Raw genomic sequence first — 19267 nt, forward strand, 5'->3', positions numbered from 1 at the left:
ACCCGCCGGAGGCACCCCCGAGACGGCGATCCCCACCGCGCCCGCCGCCGCCGCGAAAGCCGCCGACGCCGCCCAGTCCACCGCCGCCCAGGCCGCCACCAGCCCCAAGGCCAAAGCAGCCACCGGTGGCGACGGCGAAACCCAGCAACGTCGCAGCGTCGCCGACTCCAGCATCCGCGTCGACGTCGACCTCCTCGACACCCTGATGAACCTCGTCGGCGAACTCGTCCTCACCCGTAACCAGCTGATCCAGCGGGCCGCCGCCCGCCAGGACCAGGAACTGATGCGGTCCATGCACCGGCTCAACCTCGTCGCCGGGGAGCTGCAGGAAGGCGTCATGAAGACGCGCATGCAGCCCATCGACAACGTCTGGTCCAAGATCCCCCGCGTCGTCCGCGACCTGGCCAACCAGATGGGCCGCCAGATCCGCGTCGAGATGGAAGGCAAGGACACCGAACTCGACAAGACCATCCTCGAAGCGATCAAGGACCCGCTGACCCACCTGGTCCGCAACTCCTGCGACCACGGCATCGAACAACCAGACATCCGCATCGCCAAGGGCAAACCCGCCGAAGGCCGCCTGCTCATGCGGGCCTTCCACGAAGGCGGCCAGGTCAACATCGAGATCATCGACGACGGCGCCGGCATCGACCCCGACAAGCTCCGCGACAAAGCCGTCGAGAAACAGCTCATCTCCCGCGAGGAAGCCGACCGGATGAGCGACCGGGACGCCATGCACCTCATCTTCCGCGCCGGGTTCTCCACCGCCGCCGCCGTCACGAACGTCTCCGGACGCGGCGTCGGCATGGACGTCGTCAAGACGAACATCGAGAAGATCGGTGGCGTCATCGACATCAACAGCGTCACCGGCGAAGGCACCACCGTCCGCATCAAGATCCCGCTCACCCTGGCGATCATCCCGGCGCTCCTGGTCCGCGGCGACGAGAACATGTTCGCCATCCCCCAGGTCAACCTCCTCGAACTGGTCCGGCTCGACCGCGAACAAGCCGCCGAACGACTCGAGACCATCCAAGGGACCCCCGTCTACCGACTGCGCGGAGCCCTGCTGCCGCTGGTCGACCTGCGCGAACAACTCGACGCCGACCAGGTCGACCACGACACCACCTTCATCGCCGTCCTCAAAGCCGACGAAAAACAGTTCGGACTGGTCGTCGACGACATCGAGGACACCGAGGAGATCGTCGTCAAACCGCTGGGCAAACAACTCCGCGGCATCAACCTGTACGCCGGCGCCACCCTCATGGGCGACGGGCGCGTCGCACTCATCCTCGACGCGAACAGCCTCGCCGCCCGCGCCGGCATGATCAACGACTCCGGCGAAGCCGCCAAACGTGCCGCCGAGGAAGCCGCACGTCGTTCGAACAGCGACGCCACCTCCCTGCTCGTGGTCAAACTGGGCAACGGCCGCCGGGCCGCGCTGCCGCTCAAGGTCGTCGAACGACTCGAAGAATTCCCGATGTCCCGGGTGGAGACCGTCGGCTCCAACCAGGTCGTCCAGTACCGCGGGGTCATCCTGCCCTTGCTGCGCCTGGCCGACGACTACGGCACCTACGACGCGATGGAGGAGAACACCCCCCTCCAGGTCGTCGTCTGCCAGCACCGCGAACAACTCTTCGGGTTCGTGGTCTCCCAGGTGCTCGACATCGTCGAGGACGAACTGGCGATCCGCACCCACCTGGACACCGGCGGGAACCTCGGATCCGCCGTGGTCAACGAGCATGTCACCGAGCTGCTCAATATCGACCACGCCCTCATGGGCATGCTGCCACCGGAACTGGAGACCTACGGGCAGCACTTCTCGGACGAAGACTACGCCGGAGCACGGTGATCACCATGGCCAACCAGTACTGCACCTTCCGCCTCGGCGGGCACCTCTTCGGCGTCCCCGTCGACACCGTCCAAGAGGTGCTGCGTCAACAGGACCTCACCAAGGTCCCCCTGGCACCCAAAGCGGTCTCCGGGTTGATCAACCTGCGCGGCCAGATCGTCATCACCGTCGACCTGCGCCACCAGATGGGCCTACCGCCCAGAGAACCGGGGGAGACGGTCACCAACGTCGTGGTCCGCACCTCCGAAGGTGCCACCAGTCTCCTCGTCGACGAGATCGGCGACGTCCTCGAACCCGACCTGGACCGTTTCGAAGCTCCACCGGAGACCGTGCCGACCCAGGTGCGTGATCTCGTGGTCAAGGTCTGCAAACTCGACCGCGACCTGTTGCTGGTCCTGGACGCCGACAAGGCCGTCCTCGTCGGAGGAAAGGCGGCCTGAGAACCCACCCACGCCGGGTGCTTGGCGAGAGTGCTTGATAACTCAGTGATTTCGCCGATGGGGAGGTGACCTACCGCTCGTCCTCGATCCGGAGGGGCCCCGGCACCTCCCCGCACCCTCCGCGCCGACCGAGCCCCGGGCCCGACAGCCCACGCCACACCCGCCACCCGGCGGACCCGCCCCGCCAGGCGCCCCACCCCAGGGACGCCCTCATACTCAGCAAGAGGACGAACATGCGTGCACTGGTGATCGACGACTCACGAGCCATGCGGACGATCCTGACGCGGACCATGGACAGCCTCGGGTTCGAGGTCGAAGCCGTCGGCGACGGCGCCCAGGCCCTCGAAGCCGTCCAACGCGGACCACTGCCCGACGTCTGCCTGGTCGACTGGAATATGCCCGTCATGAACGGCCTCGAATTCATCGTCGAGGTACGCAAGAACCGCGACTGGCGCGACATCACCCTCATGATGGTCACCACCGAGGCCGAACAGGCCAATATCGTCCGCGCACTCGCCGCCGGCGCCCACGAATACGTGATCAAGCCCTTCACCACGGAGATCATCGAGGACAAGCTGGCCATGCTGGGGCTGCTCTGATGGCATCCAAGATCCGCGCGATGGTGTGCGACGACTCGGTCGTCATACGCCGCCTGGTCTCCGACGTCCTCGCGCAGGACCCGGAGATCGAGGTCGTGGGCACAGCCGTCAACGGCAAGAACGCCCTCGACAAGATCCCCATGCTCAAACCGGACATCCTGACCCTCGATGTCGAGATGCCCATCATGGACGGGCTGCAGACCCTCGTCGAGGTGCGCAAGACGTACAAGAAGCTCCCGATCATCATGTTCTCGACCTTGACGGAGCGGGGCGCCGGAGCGACCCTGGACGCCCTCGAACGCGGCGCCTCCGACTATGTGACCAAACCGGCGAACGTCGGCTCCCTGTCCGAATCGATGGAAGCCGTCCGTAGCCAGCTGATCCCCAAGATCAAGTCGCTGACCGGGCGGGTCGCGCCACAGCCGAGGATCGCCCGGCCGGCCTTCGGTGGGGCGCCTCCGGCCGGACAGGCCGCCGGCAGCACCGCCGGACCCCTGCCGACTCCTGCTCCCGGCGGGCGGATCGACGTCGTCGCCATCGGCGTCTCCACCGGCGGGCCGGACGCGCTCACCACCGTGGTCAGCGCGCTACCGGCGAATTTCCCGGTACCTGTCGTCGTCACCCAGCACATGCCGCCGGTGTTCACCCAGCTGTTCGCCCAACGCCTCGACGGGAAGGCGAAACTGTCCGTCCGGGAGGCCGTTCAAGGCGACCCGGTGAAGGCCGGGCAGGTGCTCATCGCCCCCGGCGACTGGCACATGCGTTTCCAGCAGAAGGCCAACGGGCCGGTGGTCGTCCTCGACCAGGGCCCCCAGGAGAACTACTGCCGCCCGGCGGTCGACCCCATGTTCCGGTCGATCGCGGAGATCTACGGAGCCCACGTGCTCTCCGTGATCATGACCGGGATGGGCAGCGACGGGCACCGGGGCGCCGAACAGATCATCCGGAACGGGGGAAGCCTGATCGTGCAGGACGAGGCGACCTCTGTGGTCTGGGGCATGCCCGGGGCCGCCGTGCACGCGGGCCTGCCCTGTGACGTCCTGCCGCTCGGCAAGCTCGCCGAGACCATCACCGAGCGAGTGACCAAGGCCCGTTCGGGTGGGCCTGCTCCCAGGAGGACGCCATGAGCATCTCCGGCACCGATGTCGACTTCATCAGTCAGGTGGTGCGGGCGCGGGCAGCGATCGTGCTGGACCGCAGCAAGGAATACCTGATCGAGTCCCGCCTGCAGACCTTGGCCCGGGAACGGGGCGACGCCTCGGTGGCCGACCTGGTGGCCAAGTTGCGTCAGCAGCCGAACGGGCCGCTGCGTGACCAGGTCGTCGAGGCGATGACCACGAACGAGACGTCCTTCTTCCGGGACATCCACCCCTTCCGGGCGCTGTCCGACACGATCCTGCCCGAGCTGTTGGTGCAGCGTGGACGGGAACGTTCCCTGTCGATCTGGTGCGCGGCGAGCAGCTCCGGCCAGGAGCCCTACACCATCGCGATGCTGGTGCAGGAACTGATCGGCGCGGACCCGAGTTGGCGGGTGCGTCTGCTGGCCACCGACATCGACACGCAGATGTTGCATCGCACCAAGGAGGGCATCTACAACCAGTTCGAGGTCAACCGGGGTCTGCCTGCGCAGCTGTTGGTGCGTTACTTCGCCCGGCACGGCATGAATTACCAGATCGACGTGCGTCTGCGGAACATGGTGGAGACGAAGTTCCTGAATCTGGCCGAGCCTTTCCCGCCGATGCCGCCGATGGACATCATCTTCCTGCGCAATGTGCTGATCTACTTCGACGTCGACACGAAGAAGAAGATCCTCGCCCAGGTGAAGAAGGTGCTCCGTCCGGACGGTTATCTCTTCCTGGGCGGCGCGGAGACCACGATGAATGTGGACGAGCAGTGGGTGCGGCACACCATCGGACGGGCCACGGTCTATCGCTTGCAGGCCTGAGCGTTCGCGACGGGGTGGGGCGGCCGGGGTTGCCCCACCCCAGGAACACGGGCCGCTGGCGTGTGCCGAAGGCCGTTGACGTGTGACGGAGGCCGGGAGATCTGTGACTCACCTCATAATGTCGTGTGCTGTGAGGATCCGGAGAATCTGTAGGTTGAACTCGAGCTGCTGACCAACGGTCCGGCACATTCATGAAGAGCTCCGATGGAATCTCAGTTCGCCTATTTCGTCATGGCCTGGAGCGAGGTGTGACCACCAGCGCTTTTTCAGCCCGCGCGCCTGATCTCCTCTCTGCGGTGGCGCTGTCCTTGCGCGCCGCTCCCGTGTGGGCACCGGCCACCCTGATCACTCTGTTGGTGGGCGCGACGGCCAATGCCGTCTTCGTCCTGACCATCGCGCAGACCGTGGCCGACCACTCCCAGGGTGAGCCGATCTCCCGGACGGTCTGGGTCGTCCTGGCGGTATCTCTCGGGTCGACCCTGCTCGGACCTCAAGTCGCTGAACTGACGACGGCCTTGTGGACCGAACAGTTCACCACGCGAGTGCACCTCGAGACCGCGGAAGCCTTCCTGCGCGGAGCTCATGCGCCTGCCCGGGACGAGGAGAGGGCAACGGCCATGTCTCCCAGCGAGTACGCCGAGCTGGCGCATTCGTGGGACATCCGTCATTTTCCCGAAGCCGTCTACGACTGGGTGAGCAACCGCGTCCGGGGAGTCGCCTCGATCGTGGTCATCGCCCTGTGGAGTCCGCTTCTGGCTGTCTGCGCCTTCGCCGGGATGCTGCTCGCCCAACATCTCCACATCGCTCCGCAGATCTCGTCGTCCCCGGACTCCGGCCGGCAGAAGAAACAAGCGGACGTTCTCCAGGCGGCAGCCTTGGACCCTCGACATCGCACCGAACTGTTCGTCCACGGACTGATGCCCTGGCTGACGCGCCAGGTGAGATGTCGGCTCGCGCACGTGCAGGCCACAGCACGTCGGGAATACCTGCGCACTCTCCGGCGGGAAGTCAGGAATTCAGCGCCGGCCGTGCTCACCTTCGCCCTGGTCATCGCGACCGCCGTCGCCGCCCTGCTCAACGGGAGTTCCCCGGCCGGTCCGGTAGCCGTCCTCCAAGCCGTCAGCGGGCTGTCCGGCTTCGGCGCCCTGGCCGGTGTGGACCGGATCTTCGCCTCCTACACGCGGTGGTTCACGGGCACACGACGAGCTGCGCCCGCCGAGCTCCCTCTCCCGGACGAGAACCTGCGCCCGTCCGACGGGCAACGGTCCTCCGGTGTCGTCGTCGAGCGGGTCTCCTTCACGTACGACGGCAGCACCTCGGTTCTCGACGAGGTCTCGCTCGCCGTCGAGCCGGGCCAGATCGTCGCGATCGTCGGACAGAACGGGGCAGGCAAGAGCACCCTCGCCCAGCTGCTGGCCGGTTCCCGGCTCCCGGGCGCGGGGGAGATCACGGTCGACGGCACGTCTGCCGCCCGCGCCCACACCCTCGGACATATCGCGTTCATGCCCCAGACGCCGTTCGCCCTGCCCGGGGACGTCTTCTACAACAGCTCACCCTGGCTGGGGTCGCACCGGGAGCTCCACGACTCCTGTCCGGTCTGCGAACACCTGGAGTTGGCGTCACTGTGCGGTGGGGACGGCGGGGACGGCCGTCAGATGCAGGGGTTGTCCGGCGGAGAGCTGCAACGCGTCAACGTCGCCCGCGCGCTGCACGCGGTACAACGGGGCAGCAGGCTGCTCCTGTTGGACGAGCCGAGTGCGGCTCTGGACGTCGGCTTCGAGCTGAAAGTGATGCAACTCCTCCGCGAGGTCCTCGACCGGCACCCCTCCGCGTGTGCCGTGGTGGTCTCACATCGGTTCTCGACGGTTCGGCTGGCGGACACGATCCTGGTCATGCAGGAGGGAAGCATCGTCGAACGCGGAAGCCACGCGCAGTTGATGCGAGAAGACGGGCTCTACGCGCAGCTGTACAGGACCCAGGCCCGTGTCTACGCGTGAGTCGACACCCGCGAGGTCGGTGTCATGGCACGCCACCGCCGCTCTTCTCGCCCTGGCGTGGCGGACCGACCGCCGTCTGGTCCTGCTCTCGACCGCGCTCTCGGCGGCCTATCTCATCCAGTCGTTCCAACCGGTCATCGTCTCCGGTCTGGTCGACTTCGGCCTGGCGAAGAACCTGGGAGGCGCTCTCCTCCTGGGGTGTGCCGCTCTGGCGTGCTGGGGTGGGAACTGGCTTCTCGTCGTCGTCGGCGTCGGCAGCCAGAATGTGTTGCACGTGCGGATCGTCGAGGCCGTCAACCTGCGTCTCCTCGCCGCTCTCACGCTCCTGCGCCACCAGAACGACGCCGACGAGAACCGCATCGCGCATCTTCGTACCCGCCTGGCCGAAGGGGGCGAACAGATCGGGGACGCCTGGTCCGCCACGATCCGCATGCTGAACTCCTTCATCTTCCCGATCGGGGTCGTGGCCTCCGCGTCGACGCTCAACCGCTGGTCGCCCCTTCTGGGGCTGGCGTGTGTCCCGGCTTTCGTCGTCGCGTCCGGGCAGGCACGTTGCGCCGTGCAGACGGATCGGGTCGCCGGTGGGCACGGCTGGCTGGTGCTCGACATGCTCCGGACGTATGCCCACGCGCCGTCGTCGCGGCAAAGCGTGGCGATGCAGTACAGCGATTCCCTGACCGAACAGTTCACCACGAGGACCAGACGCTGGGCGGCCGCCCGCCGACGAGGTGACCTGCGTATCGCCGCCATGGGCATCGGGGCTCAACTCGTCTACATCTGCGCCGCCGTGGCCGTCGTGGCGCTGAGCCTGTCGGAGAGCAGCGGGGCCGATCGGAATGCCGGCGCTGTCGTCGGGGTGAGTCTCGCGGCCCTGGTGCTCTACGGGAGCGTCTTCGGCCTGCAGCAAGCCCTCGTCGAATTCCTCTCGATCAGTCACCGGATCAACGACCTCGAGGAGTTCGAGTGCCTGTGCCGCAGATCCGAGCGCCATATCCTGCTCGGCGCCCCCGGCGACATCGTCTTCGAGGAGGTCAGCGTCCGTTTCACCAACGGCCACGAAGGGTTGAGACAGGTCAGCTTCACGATTGGGCACGGCGAGAAGGTCGCCGTCGTGGGCAGGAACGGGGCCGGGAAAAGCACCTTGATCGACACGATCGTCGGGATCCTGGCGCCCAGCGCCGGACGTATCACCGTGGGTGATCCTGAGGTCCCCTCACAGATGGACACCACCTGTACCGGAGTCTTCCAGACGCCTCTCCGCCTCGCCTTGTCCTTGCGTACGGAGATCGCGGCCGGGCGGGGCAACCGCATGGACGAGGTGACCTCCGAGGAGGCCCTGCACGCGCTGGCACCTTTCGAGCACCGCATCGGGGTGGACGGCCCCGCCGATCTCGCCCGCGACCTCGGCGCTACCGATCTGAGCGGTGGTCAGTGGCAGCTCATCGCGAGTGCACGCCCACGCGTCGACGACCGGGCCTGGCTCGTCGTGCTGGACGAACCCAGCAGCGCGCTGGACCCCCTCCACGAGGACCAACTGTTCGCCCGTGATTTCGGCGACCTGCCTTCTTCGACGACGCGCATCATGGTCAGCCACAGTTTCGCTGCCGGGATCAGGGCCGACCGCATCATCCACCTCGACGAGGGAAGGGTCGTCGCCACGGGCACGCACGAGGAACTCATGGCCGGCGATCCCGAATACGCCCGTGACGTCCTGAAACGGAAGGCCGCCTATTCGTCCGATGACACGGGTCTCCCGCCCCGGTGATCTCCGGCGGCCTCGTGGCGGTCAACTCTCGCGTCGCTGCGGGGCTTCGTCACCGCTCAGGTGGAGTTCCGCATCGCACCGTGCCGCGACCCGGTCGCTGTGCGTGGCGACAAGGACCGCGCGGTCGGGCAGCGACCTCGAGGTTCTGGCCTCCTCCATGAGCGCGTAATCCTGGAAGAGATACCCCAGGGCGTGTCGGCGGAGATGGCGGTGTCGGCGACGTCCGACCCGGAGGATGTCGACCCCGTCGATCACGATCCGTCCGCTGTCCGGGGTGCTCAGCAGACCGATGCAGTTGAGCAGGGTCGATTTCCCGCTTCCGCTGGCACCGCGGATCGCGAGCAGCTCACCGGCGGGTACGGAGAAGGTCAGCGCACTCCACAGCTGGTGGTCCCCGAAGGCTTTGCGAAGAGCGTCCACGTGGAGAAGCCGGTCGGCTGGCATGGTTCGACCTGTCCGTTCGATCAGGGGATGGGGGAGGTCACGAAAGTCGGTGGGTGTTGATGCGCCGGTCCAGCAGGAGGAGCATCAACACCAGTGAGAGAAAGCCGACGACGAGAGCCGCGCCACAGGACAGGGGCACGGCGGCCGCCCACGCGAGGGCCTGCGTCGGCGACGAACCGTCGGACAGGGCCGAGCTGTGCGCTGCGAGATATCTGTTCCTCGCGGTCCAGGAGAAACCCAGCAGCAGCGCCACCCACAGGGCTGCCTCCGTCGTCAGCACCCTGCGGTAGGTACGGGTGAAGCTCCAACCATGAATTTTTCGTACCCAGGTTCGCTGCCGGCGAAGAGTGGCATAGGCGGTGACCAGGCCGAATGATGTCGCCGTGAGAGCCAGGGCGCTCGCGGTCAGGCCGATTGCGGTGAAGACGAATGTGCGGTGGGCTTCTTCGTAGCGTTGAGCCGAGTGCGCGCCGGCCGGTTGAACACTGTGGATGACTTGTGAGAGTTCGGGGTCGTCCTCGATGTCCTTCCTGGCCTTTTCGGGGTCTTTCACCAGGAGGCCGCCGGAGGTGGCTGCGCTGACCAAGGTGTCTGCGCGCAGGTTCTCGGGTGACAGGGTCAGGACTGCGGAGGCCCGCGTCGTGGGGAGTATCCCGTGGGAGGAGGAATGAGCCCCGTAGGTGAATTGCAGACTGTCCGGGGGGAGCCGTGTCGGGAAGGTGAGTTCAGGGGGTTCTTTCAGGATCGGCTGCAGGATGTGCTCGAGGGCCTCGGCCGTCGGCGCGGTCTTCTCTGGGTGTCCGTCGCGTAGCGCGACGTCGACGGTTTTTTCCCCGCCAGGGGATGGTTTTCCGGTTCGTCCGCCGGTCGAGGTGGGGTGGCGTTCGTGATACGCGGGGTCGACGATGAGTACGTCTTCCGGGTCGAGCGTGTCTCCTCGGGATGCCTGCACGACCAAGGCCAGGTAGATCTCGCCGGCCGCGGCCTTGCGTTCGAGCCAGGGGCCGACCTTTTCGACCATCTTCTTCTCGGAGTCGGCGTCGACGACTGTGGAGCCGTCACCGGTGAACAGGAGGCGGCCGGAGCGGGCGGCGGTTTCGGTCCAGAGCGAGCGTTGCTCGGTGAATCTTTGGAGTTCTTCGCCCGATATGGCAGCCGTGATGGTCAGGACGATGAGCATGATGGCGGTGGGGGCCCGCAGTGCGTAGGTGACTCCGATCACGGGTACGCCTTCGAGTCTTCCCTTGAGTTGGTTCAGGAGGTCGGTCATCTTCCAGACGACGACGAGCGCAGTGGCCTGGACGAGGGTGAGCAGGGCCAGGGCGATCGCGCCGAGGGTGATCGACAGCTGCAGATAGGTGAGGAATTGGGCGGCTCCGTTGTAGGCCCGCAAGAGGGGGACGGACACGACCGCGCACAGGGCCGACGAGATGGCTGCTGCCCGGAATGCGCTGCGCACATCTCTGGCCAGGGTGATGCCGATCGTATGGCCGTGCAACTTCATGATTCCGAAGGATTTGCTCCGGGAGAACTGGGATGCGACGAGTGTCGTTGCTAACGCGGCGAGTATGCCGACGGCGCTCCACAGTGATCCGCTTTCTTGGGTGAAGAACAGGAAGGCGGTGGACGGGGGTGCCATGTGGGCGGTGAAGCCCTGCGAACGCATTGCTTCCGCGAAGAGTTCTGCTTTTTCTGGACTCCCGTAGATGAGATATTTACCGGCCCACCCTTCAAATTGATGGGTTTCGAGCTGGTGGACGGTGGTTTTCATCTTCCGGTTGACATCCGGATAGGTCGACCAGGTGGGGGTCGTCCGCCCTGTCTGTGATGGTCGGAGGAGGAAGAGATCCCGGTTCTTCTCCGGGGTGGAGAGGTCTTCCTTGTGGCGACCTACGGTCACTCGATGTTCTCCGACGAACCGCGCTATCTCGGAAAAGGTCGCGTCATGTGAATATTTTGTCCCTCCGCCGAGGGCGACATGTGTCGGCCTCTCGGCGAGGGGGATATTTCTGTCCGCGATGGAGAGCACGGTGAAGCCCAGTAGAAAACAGAAGACTGTCGCGAGGGCGTAGGTGATATGACCTAGATTCTTTTTCATTGCCCTTCTCTTGCGGAACAGGATTCGAGGTCAGTGCCTCCGGTGTGAGGAGCGTGCTCTTAGGGCGCAGGTGGAGGCCTGCGGGTGTGGTGCGAGTCATGGTGAGATCACATCTCACGATTTTTCTGAGCCCTTCTTGAAGAAGATTGAACCATGTGTCGACAGAAAAAGGCCTCGATGGTGGTTTTGTCGGATTTGGGTTGCAATGTCGCATAGTGTGGTTTTCCTGCAGGTGGACCGAGAGTGCCGATCGGTTCTACGAACTCCTCGCCGAGGGACACGCCGTAAACCTTCCGGGTGGGGATAGATACATGAGTTAGCCTTCGGGGCGAGGAACCTTTCTCTCACCAAATGATTCCTCGATACGGAAGTGCGCCCTCAGGAGAGACCTCTCCTGCCGTCATGATGCGCGCCCTCGTTTTATCCGAACAGGAGGCTGGACCATGTCTTCCACCATTTTCTCTGTGGCTACTGCAACACTGGCACTATCGACGTCATTCCTGGCCGGAATGCCTGCCTCGGCAAGCGCGCCGAGCATGGCTCCGCAGTCCATGGAAACCGTTGCCTTGGCGCCCCTGCCGGCATCCCCGATGCACTCAGACTGCCCTAGCGGGCACGCCTGCCTGAAGGAAAACTTTCGCGGCATCGTCAACCACTACTACAAGTACGGCACCTACAATTTGACGGATGTAACCGGTCATTGGCATTTCTGCAATAATCAGACCGGAGGCGCCAAGCTCACCTTGTACTTCGGTTACAACGGGACCGGGGGCGTCGCGGCCTCCGTCCCTGCTGGGGAATGCATTTTCCGCGACATGAATCCCGTGAATTCATTCTCTCTCCAGCCCTGATCTCTTCCGGCCGGGCCCCTGAGGAAACGGTCTCCCGCCATCTGGAATTAATGGCCGAGAAAGAAGGCACACTGAATGGGCGGAGGCCCGCAGGGGCACTGGTGGCCGGAATCCCTTAAAGACTCAAGGCGAGGAACCAGGTAGCGAGGAAGACGCCGGGCTCAGCGGGCGGCAGAGTCGCGACGCTGGGCCCGGCTGAGGCCGATCCAGACCACGACCACGGCCGTGGCAGCCATGGCGGCCAGAGCCAGCACGGTGATCCACGGCCCCCAGCCCGGAAGGGAGACCGTCGCGGGATCCGCCACGTCGAGATTCAGGCGGAGCACGGCCAGGCCCGCGACACAGCAGATCAGAGCGACGAAGTTCGCGGCGACGATCATCAGCTGGTTCAGGGCACCCTTCTGCCAAGGTATGGCCAGGGCGACGAGGGAGGACAGGGACATCAGACCCAGTGTCAGCAGGAGAGCCGGCAAAGTGGTGAAGCCGACGGCCTGCCCGGTGTGGTCGAAACTGTTGGCCAACTGCCCCGGCAACCGGTCCTGCCAGGCGAAGGCGCCATACCCCAAGGCCAGCAAAGAGAGGACAGCGGGCGTAGCCGGTGCCACTCGATGGAGCAGAATGTCATTCCGCGACGGATTCGTTCCGCCGGTGTAGCTGTGAACGGGGGAGGACATGTCGGATCTCCTGGGGTGAGGATGACGATCTGACCACTGCCAGGCATGTACACCCCGAGGCTCATTCCGAGCCCGCCCCCGCAGGGGATGTCATGACGCTAGCCCGGATGTTTCATCGGATGGGGGCGGCGGCGTAGCTGGCGCTGTTGCTGTTGCTGTTGTTTGAGCCTGGATTGTGGCAGGTGGGTACGGCAATGGCCGGGTTATCGGCCCCCTGGTGAGCGTCGTCTTCCACGGACGAAGAGATGCTGCAGTCGGTGTGGGTGGGGGTGTTGTTGCTGATCAGGGCGGGGGTGGGTTTTGAGGTTGGTCCAGGCCTGGGTGAACAGGCCTGTCCAGGGGGCGATGACCACACCTGGCTTCCAGGAGGTCAGCTGTTGAGCTAGTTCCTCGGCCTGGGCGTGCCCTTGCAATGGCAGCATGCGGACCTCGTCGCTGCCATACACTTCACCCCCGGTGTGAGCGTGCCCATGGCGAGCGAAAACAATGTCGCACTGCACCCAGTCAGTCGTCATGCCAGTGCTCCGTGCGCGCCAGTTCCGATGAAATAGGTCCACCGCGGCGGGAACGTCGCTCCCCGATGCGCTTTCGCCTCTTCCGTGCCACGCCCGACGTGAAGGTAGCGTGACGACAGGTCCCTTGAGATGCTGATAGGCGTGTAGTAGCCGAGAACGAAGTACTCATTGGGGATTACGTCGTCCTTCGCGCCGTAAGAGCGACAGTACATCGCGTCGTCGTGCTGGAGAACAGTGCATGCGCCGTGCAGGTCGCCATCCACGTGGGACGCGATACACAATGGCAGATTCATGGGATAGCCACTACAAGGCCGCCTCATTCAAGAGAGCCGAGATGGTGTAAATCTTTCCGGCTTGGGACCGCACCAGGTCGGCGTCGCCGTGTCCATCGAGCAGTTTCTGGCCGTGATGGGCCACACTTTCCAATTTGATACCCAGCAGAGTGTGAAGCAGGTCTGGCATCGCGTACTCTCGGCCTCCGGATCGCGCGTATGCCGTCAACAAGCGATCGAGCCCCTTCAGAGTGTCTTGCCAGCCGGATCGGAAGAAGACCGTCTGGCCAACCACTGCGAGGTCATACAAGGGACTGTCCCAGCGCACCGACTCCCAGTCTATTAGTCCCGTAAGCTGGCAGTCGGCATTGCAGCGGAGGTTAGGGTATGACGGGTCACCGTGAATCACCTGTGGCGCGATGAGGTTGCGCGGTCTCTTGTCCCACAGTCGAAGTCCCTCGCAGACCTGGCTGTGCTCCTCAGTAGAAAATGGCAGGGCAGCGTGCTCAAGGAACTGGCGGGCCCGTTCGGCATACGTCTCCGACGACACCGCAGCGGCCCCGAACCGTTGTGGGAGCGGTGCCATCGCGGCGTGGAGTCGCGCCATCCCAACCGCGACCGACTCGAGGTCTGCGACGCGGCTCGCCACTGGGACGACGCCATTGACCGACTCAGTAAGACGCCACAACCGTCCTCGAAAGTGCACGAGCGGCTCTCCTGTGGTGGCCGGTAGCGCACGGGGGAGATCGTAGCCCGCTAGCTCATGCCGACCTAGCAGTTCGTCAACAGTGCGCCAGAGATTCTGGACGTCAACTCTGTCTGCCGCAAGCCAGTGTCTTTCCCCGACCTGCCAGGTGTCCTTATTGAGTCCGCTCGTCTCCTTAGCTAGGGGTTCATCCATGCCCCACATATCCAGAACGGCGCGTGCATCCTCTTCGGCATCCTCAAGCGCCTCGGGAATCACATCTCACTCCTTGAGTGTCTGCCAAACCCGCTCGTGATTGATCTTGTTGGATCCTGCTGATATCGACTTAGACAACCGCATCATCGCAGGTCAAGGGCACTTCTCACGTCAAGACACACTCACCGCAATGAAATCTCCGGGCGAGGGCTGCGGACTCTCCTGTAGAAGCGAAATATCCGACATCGAGGCGGGGTTCCCCGCGAACGAGAGGGCGCGCGACAAGCCCGTCCGGTGAGAGACACGCCCAGAGAAACCGGCCATATGGACGACCCCTCGCCAGATTTTTCGTCCGGACGGTCGAGGTGCAGGTCAGAGCCCGAAAAATATGGTCGAAAGGTGACTAGGAAACCGCTCCTGACCGCTCGAGGTCTTCACCACGCCTACGGTCCCACCATCGTCCTCGACCACGTCGACCTCGACATCCACGCCGGAACCTCCACCGCGCTCATGGGCCCCTCCGGTTCCGGGAAGACCACCTTGCTGCACGCACTGGCCGGCATCCTCGCGCCCACTCGCGGAACGGTCACCTACCACGGTGAAGGCCTCGACCGACAGATCTCCTCCCTCGGGGAGGAGGAATGCACCCGGCTGCGGCGCACCGACTTCGGACTGGTCTTCCAGTCCGGCCAACTGCTCGACGAACTCACCGTCCTGGAAAATGTCGCCCTTCCACTGTGGGTGGAAGGCGCGCGCCCCCGTGAGGCGCGTGGCGCGGCCGAACAGGCCATAATCCGTCTCGGGCTGGACGGGATGGGATCTCGTCATCCGGGGCAGCTCTCCGGCGGACAACGCCAACGGGTCGCCATCGCCCGGGCACTGATCACCAGCCCCCGGATCTACTTCGCCGACGAGCCCACCGGGGCGCTGGACACCGCCACCGCGAACGAAGTCATGACCATCCTGCAGAACTTGCAGCGCGAGACCGGCGCGGCTCTGGTCCTGGTCACCCACGACCCGGCGATGGCCGAACGGTGCGAACGGGTGATCCACGTCCGGGACGGGGCGTTGACCTCGACGCACGGACAGGTCTGCCCGGTATGAGGACCGCGTCATGGCAGATGGCCGCCGACCTGTTCCGCAGGGCACCGGGCCGCAGAACGACCCTGCTCCTGTCTGCTGCCGCGGTCGCCGTGGCCACCGCGGTGCTCCTGCTGATGGCGTCGATGGTGGTCGCGGTCGACTCCCGCGCGGCACGGCAGGCGTGGTGGGCCCCGGCGGCGTCCGACCGGCCGGTGGCGACCCAACGGACCACCACCGCCTACCTGGACCACCGGCAGGTGACCGTCGTGCACCTGGCCCCGGTCACGACGGACCACGGCGTCCTTCCGGCTCCTCCGGGGATGAACCGTTTCCCCGGCCCCGGAGAGATCGCCCTCTCACCGGCGCTGGACTCCCGGTTGGGTGGACGCGGCGAGACCCTCGGACTGGGCGCGCCGTCGGGAACGACGACCTTGGGGGAAGAGGCCTACGGTGGCCCGGACGATCTCGTGGCCGTGGTCGGCCACCGGCCGGGTGACCCGGCGACGACCATGCCGGCTTTCAGCTCTTTGTCCCAGGAATCCCGCTACACCGGTCCGGTCGGGATCGACGGTTTCACCGGGAAACGGGACGCGGCTTTCGTCGACATCTACGGGCCCTCGTCGGTCCTGGCCGCGGCGATGCTGGTGGTCCCGGTGCTGGGTCTGATGTCGGCGGCTGCCGGTCTGGGAGCCCAGGCCCGGGCCCAGAAGTTCGCCCGTCTCCGCCTGGCGGGTGCCTCCGGTGGCCTGCTGCGCCGGTTGGTCGCCGTGGAATCCGCGGTGCTCTCCGGGACGGGAGTGCTCGCCGGGATCTTCCTCCACCTGGCGATCATTCCGGTGGCCGCCCGGATATCGATGGCCGGCAGCCGGTTCGAGGTGGGCGACCTGATCGTTCCGGTCCGGACCGTCCTGATGGTGGCGGCCCTGGTCGCCCTGCTGATGTTCCTGCGGGTGAAGTCGTTGACCCGCGCGGCGATCCGTCGTCCGTTGGCGACGGCAGAGGCTCTGCCGACGACGCTTCCGCTGTGGTGGCGGATCGGATTGGCAGCGGCTTCGATCGGGGTCTTCCTCGTCGCCCGGGCCCAGGACGACCAGTCGTTGGGGCTCATCCTGGTGGTCCTGCTGATGATCTTCGGAGCGGTCGCCGTTCTCGGGCCCATCGGTGTGCTCGCCTACGGGCGGATCCTCCTGTCCCGGCGTTCGGCCGCGGACCTGATCGCCGGTCGTCGATTGGTGGCGGCCCCGCGAGCCGCCTGGCGGCCGATCGCCGGAGTGGCCATGTCCTGTTTCGTAGCCGGTTTCTTCGCCCTGATGGCCTACGACCCCTCCACCGTCGTCCACGGCCGGGCCGGAACGGTCGACATGACGGTGCCGGCACAGAGCGCCGACGCCACCCAGGCCGCGGTCGACCGGGCGCTGAAAGCCCGTGGCGTGCCGCTTGCCGTGACCCGGGAGCGAGGATCGTCCGGGACGATGGTGGACGTCTCCTCGGCCGGCGCCTCCCGGGTGACTCTGCGCGTCGACGAGGATTCGGCGGCCGTACGTTCGGCGATGCAGGAGGCCGCGCCGGGAGCGCCGATGGCCTCCGGGGCCGACCTGCGGGACGGCACGAACGTCTACCTGTCCGACATCCGGCGGGGTTCGGTCTTCGTCCTCGTCATCTCCTTCATCCTGGCGGCGGCCACGATGACGGTCACGGCGATCACCGGGATCAGCGAACGCAAAGACGTCTTCCGGCGTCTGCGCGCCGCCGGAACGCCGGTGGAGACGCTGCTGTCGGCGCGTCGTCGGGAGACCTTCGGCCCCTTGGTGCTCTGTGCCTCGGCAGCTGCGGCCAGCGGATTCCTGCTGGCTGCGCCGTTCATGCTGTTCGGAGGGAGCCTCTCCTGGAACGGCCCGGCCTGGTTGGCGGCCGGATTGGGCGGAGGGCTGCTCGTCTCCTCGCTGGCCTTGAACGCCACGGCGGGCCGCCTGCGCCGGGAGAGCCGCCCCTGACCGGCGCGGGCGGGAGCCCCGGTTCCCTGGGGAAACCGTGCCCGGCATGAAGGCGCGAAGCCGCCCCGGCGCTTCCTCGTACGACAGGGACAGGCAACTGGCCTGGCTCGACCTCCAGGCGTCGCCCCATGCGACCCGGCAGATGGTCATCGTGCGCAATCTCACCGAGAAGGGCCCGCCTCTGCCGATCAGGGGGTGACGATCCGTGACCACACGGGAACGATTCCCGCCGGGCGGCGGTGCCGACAGCGAACAAGGAGAGTCCGATGAGCGATGAGAAGATCCTGGGCCTGATCCTGGCGCTCCCGCTCACCGCGGTCACGATCGGACTCGGATGGTTCTTCCTGCGGCGTCTGCGCCAGGACACCGGACGGATCGCAGACGGTTTCCTGGCGTTGTTCATCCTGGGCTCGGCGACATGCGCGGCGATGGCCTGGGGCGCGGCAGCCGGGGCCGGGCACCTGGTGTTGGCCGCAGCTCTCCTGGGCAGTGCCCTGCTGCCCTGGGCGGTGCTGGCCGGAGTGGGCCTGCTCTTCGTCAACGGAGTCCGGGTGATCCGCCGGGAGGGCATCGGCAGTACGACGGTGCTCCCGATCGCCCTGGGTGTCTCGGTGATCGCCCTCCCGATGGCCCTGCTGTGGTCGGTCTCGGACGAGTCGATCTCGCACGTGTCCTTCGTCGTGTCCTTCATGGCTTTCCTCGGGACCTTCTACGGGGCATATCTGGCGGCTCATCTGGTGTCCTACGTGGTGTACGCGTTGGCACACGCCCGCCTGGAAGTGCCGACCGACGTCCATGTGGTCGTCACCCTGGGCTCCGGTCTGGCTGGAGACCGGGTCACACCTCTGCTGGCGTCCCGGCTGGATCGGGCCCTGCAGGTGCGCGCGCGGTCGGACGATCCGGAGGGTGTGGTGATGGTGGTCTCCGGCGGTCAGGGTCGGAACGAGTCGGTCAGTGAAGCGGCGGCGATGGCGGCCTATCTTCAGGACAAGGGGGTTCCTCCGGGGAAGGTGCTTCAGGAGGACCGGTCGACCACCACGGAGGAGAATCTGACCTTCACCGACCGTCTCCTCGCCCTCAATGGACTGCAAGCTTCTCGGATCGTAGTGTGCACCAACGATTTTCATGCTGTTCGAGCTGCGGTTCTCTCCCGCAGGCTGGGTCTGGGCATGCACGTCGTCGGAGCGCCGACCGCCGGCTACTACCGCCCTGCCGCCTTCCTGAGGGAGTCCGTCGCCCTACTGCGGGAACACTGGCTACGGCACCTGATCGTCGCCGGACTGCTCGTCGCCGGACTGCTCGTTCTCGCCATGGCCTGAGGGAGGACGTTCACCTCAAGGAAGCCCCCTCCCGGCCGATGGAGAACTAGCCACGGATGGCTGCACCAGGCCCAGGAAGGCCGACACGACTCTGGCGGAGGGACCGTCCCCACCCGGGCTCCCGCATCCACCACCGTCACCCATCGGGGGATACCAGATGACCAGTCTCATCGGCGACAACACCATCGGTGCCCTGCACCAGTCCCTGACCGGGCTGTCGCTGCGCCAGCGCACCATCGCGGACAACATCGCCAACATCGAGACCCCTGGTTTCCTCGCCGGGAAGATCGACTTCGAGAGCAGCCTCAAACGGGCCTACGCCAACGGCCGCCCGGGCGCCGCCGGCATCGACCGGGTCCGTTCCCTGGAACCGACCCGCACCAACGGCTCCAATGTCAACCTGGACGAGGAAACCCTCGCCAGCCAGCAGACCCTGCTCACCACACAACTCGCCAGCGCCGCCGTCACCACCAAGTTCCAGCGTCTGCGCATCGCCATCACCGGCCAAGGCTGAGGAGGAC

General features: G+C 65.8%; 18 protein-coding genes. 13 read left to right on the forward strand and 5 right to left on the reverse strand.

Going from position 1 to position 19267, the window contains the following annotated elements; all coding sequences use genetic code 11:
- The 7 genes from AUCHE_RS06475 to AUCHE_RS15570 all read left to right on the forward strand — a co-directional run.
- Positions 1-1849: chemotaxis protein CheA (locus tag AUCHE_RS06475; RefSeq protein WP_006502481.1), on the forward strand; the 1849-nt coding region annotated here is incomplete at its 5' end.
- 5 nt (positions 1850-1854) lie between these two features.
- Positions 1855-2289, forward strand: a complete 435-nt coding sequence (locus tag AUCHE_RS06480) for a chemotaxis protein CheW (RefSeq protein WP_040321773.1) — start codon at positions 1855-1857, stop codon at positions 2287-2289.
- Positions 2290-2522: 233 nt separating this feature from the next.
- Positions 2523-2888 carry a response regulator gene (locus AUCHE_RS06485; protein WP_006502483.1) on the forward strand — a complete coding sequence of 122 codons (366 nt, stop codon included), beginning with the start codon at positions 2523-2525 and terminating at the stop codon, positions 2886-2888.
- Positions 2888-4015 carry a protein-glutamate methylesterase/protein-glutamine glutaminase gene (locus AUCHE_RS06490; protein ID WP_006502484.1) on the forward strand — a complete coding sequence of 376 codons (1128 nt, stop codon included), beginning with the start codon at positions 2888-2890 and terminating at the stop codon, positions 4013-4015. The genes AUCHE_RS06485 and AUCHE_RS06490 overlap by 1 nt, the downstream gene beginning before the upstream one ends.
- Entirely contained in the window at positions 4012-4833 is an 822-nt protein-coding gene (locus AUCHE_RS06495; protein ID WP_006502485.1) for a CheR family methyltransferase, read from the forward strand. The genes AUCHE_RS06490 and AUCHE_RS06495 overlap by 4 nt, the downstream gene beginning before the upstream one ends.
- A 248-nt stretch (positions 4834-5081) precedes the next feature.
- On the forward strand, positions 5082-6830 hold the full coding sequence (locus AUCHE_RS15565) for an ATP-binding cassette domain-containing protein (RefSeq protein ID WP_006502486.1): 1749 nt from the start codon (positions 5082-5084) through the stop codon (positions 6828-6830).
- Positions 6817-8595, forward strand: a complete 1779-nt coding sequence (locus AUCHE_RS15570; RefSeq protein ID WP_143114736.1) for an ATP-binding cassette domain-containing protein — start codon at positions 6817-6819, stop codon at positions 8593-8595. The genes AUCHE_RS15565 and AUCHE_RS15570 overlap by 14 nt, the downstream gene beginning before the upstream one ends.
- 21 nt (positions 8596-8616) lie before the next feature.
- Here the strand turns inward: AUCHE_RS15570 and AUCHE_RS06510 are convergent, their stop codons facing one another.
- A complete protein-coding gene (locus tag AUCHE_RS06510; RefSeq protein WP_006502488.1) occupies positions 8617-9039 on the reverse strand; it encodes an ATP-binding cassette domain-containing protein in 423 nt (140 codons plus the stop codon).
- A gap of 37 nt (positions 9040-9076) precedes the next feature.
- Positions 9077-11137 carry a hypothetical protein gene (locus AUCHE_RS06515; RefSeq protein ID WP_006502489.1) on the reverse strand — a complete coding sequence of 687 codons (2061 nt, stop codon included), beginning with the start codon at positions 11135-11137 and terminating at the stop codon, positions 9077-9079.
- Between the two features lie 443 nt (positions 11138-11580).
- On the opposite strand from AUCHE_RS06515, the gene AUCHE_RS06520 reads away from it, so the two are divergent.
- Positions 11581-11988, forward strand: a complete 408-nt coding sequence (locus tag AUCHE_RS06520; protein ID WP_006502490.1) for a hypothetical protein — start codon at positions 11581-11583, stop codon at positions 11986-11988.
- Positions 11989-12149: 161 nt separating this feature from the next.
- On the opposite strand, the gene AUCHE_RS06525 is transcribed toward AUCHE_RS06520, so the two are convergent.
- From AUCHE_RS06525 to AUCHE_RS06535, 3 genes are all read right to left on the reverse strand, one after another.
- Positions 12150-12662, reverse strand: coding sequence for a hypothetical protein (locus AUCHE_RS06525; RefSeq protein WP_006502491.1), 513 nt, complete (start codon positions 12660-12662; stop codon positions 12150-12152).
- Positions 12663-12865: 203 nt separating this feature from the next.
- On the reverse strand, positions 12866-13084 hold the full coding sequence (locus AUCHE_RS16560; RefSeq protein ID WP_143114738.1) for a hypothetical protein: 219 nt from the start codon (positions 13082-13084) through the stop codon (positions 12866-12868).
- 396 nt (positions 13085-13480) lie between these two features.
- Entirely contained in the window at positions 13481-14413 is a 933-nt protein-coding gene (locus tag AUCHE_RS06535) for a phosphotransferase enzyme family protein (protein ID WP_006502494.1), read from the reverse strand.
- Between the two features lie 336 nt (positions 14414-14749).
- Here AUCHE_RS06535 and AUCHE_RS06540 point away from each other — a divergent pair, with 336 nt between their 5' ends.
- The 5 genes from AUCHE_RS06540 to AUCHE_RS06555 all read left to right on the forward strand — a co-directional run bounded on the left by AUCHE_RS06540 (position 14750) and on the right by AUCHE_RS06555 (position 19260).
- Complete coding sequence (locus AUCHE_RS06540; RefSeq protein WP_006502495.1) at positions 14750-15454, forward strand: ABC transporter ATP-binding protein; 705 nt, start codon at positions 14750-14752, stop codon at positions 15452-15454.
- Positions 15451-17427: an ABC transporter permease family protein gene (locus AUCHE_RS06545; protein ID WP_143114741.1), complete on the forward strand. Its 1977-nt coding sequence runs from the start codon at positions 15451-15453 to the stop codon at positions 17425-17427. The genes AUCHE_RS06540 and AUCHE_RS06545 overlap by 4 nt, the downstream gene beginning before the upstream one ends.
- Before the next feature lie 46 nt (positions 17428-17473).
- Positions 17474-17626, forward strand: a complete 153-nt coding sequence (locus AUCHE_RS16565) for a hypothetical protein (protein WP_155889042.1) — start codon at positions 17474-17476, stop codon at positions 17624-17626.
- Between the two features lie 67 nt (positions 17627-17693).
- Positions 17694-18746, forward strand: coding sequence for a YdcF family protein (locus AUCHE_RS06550; RefSeq protein WP_006502497.1), 1053 nt, complete (start codon positions 17694-17696; stop codon positions 18744-18746).
- Positions 18747-18903: 157 nt separating this feature from the next.
- Complete coding sequence (locus AUCHE_RS06555) at positions 18904-19260, forward strand: flagellar basal body rod protein FlgB (RefSeq protein ID WP_006502498.1); 357 nt, start codon at positions 18904-18906, stop codon at positions 19258-19260.
- Positions 19261-19267: the final 7 nt, after the last annotated feature.

The organism is Austwickia chelonae NBRC 105200 (assembly GCF_000298175.1).
Taxonomy (GTDB): domain Bacteria; phylum Actinomycetota; class Actinomycetes; order Actinomycetales; family Dermatophilaceae; genus Austwickia; species Austwickia chelonae.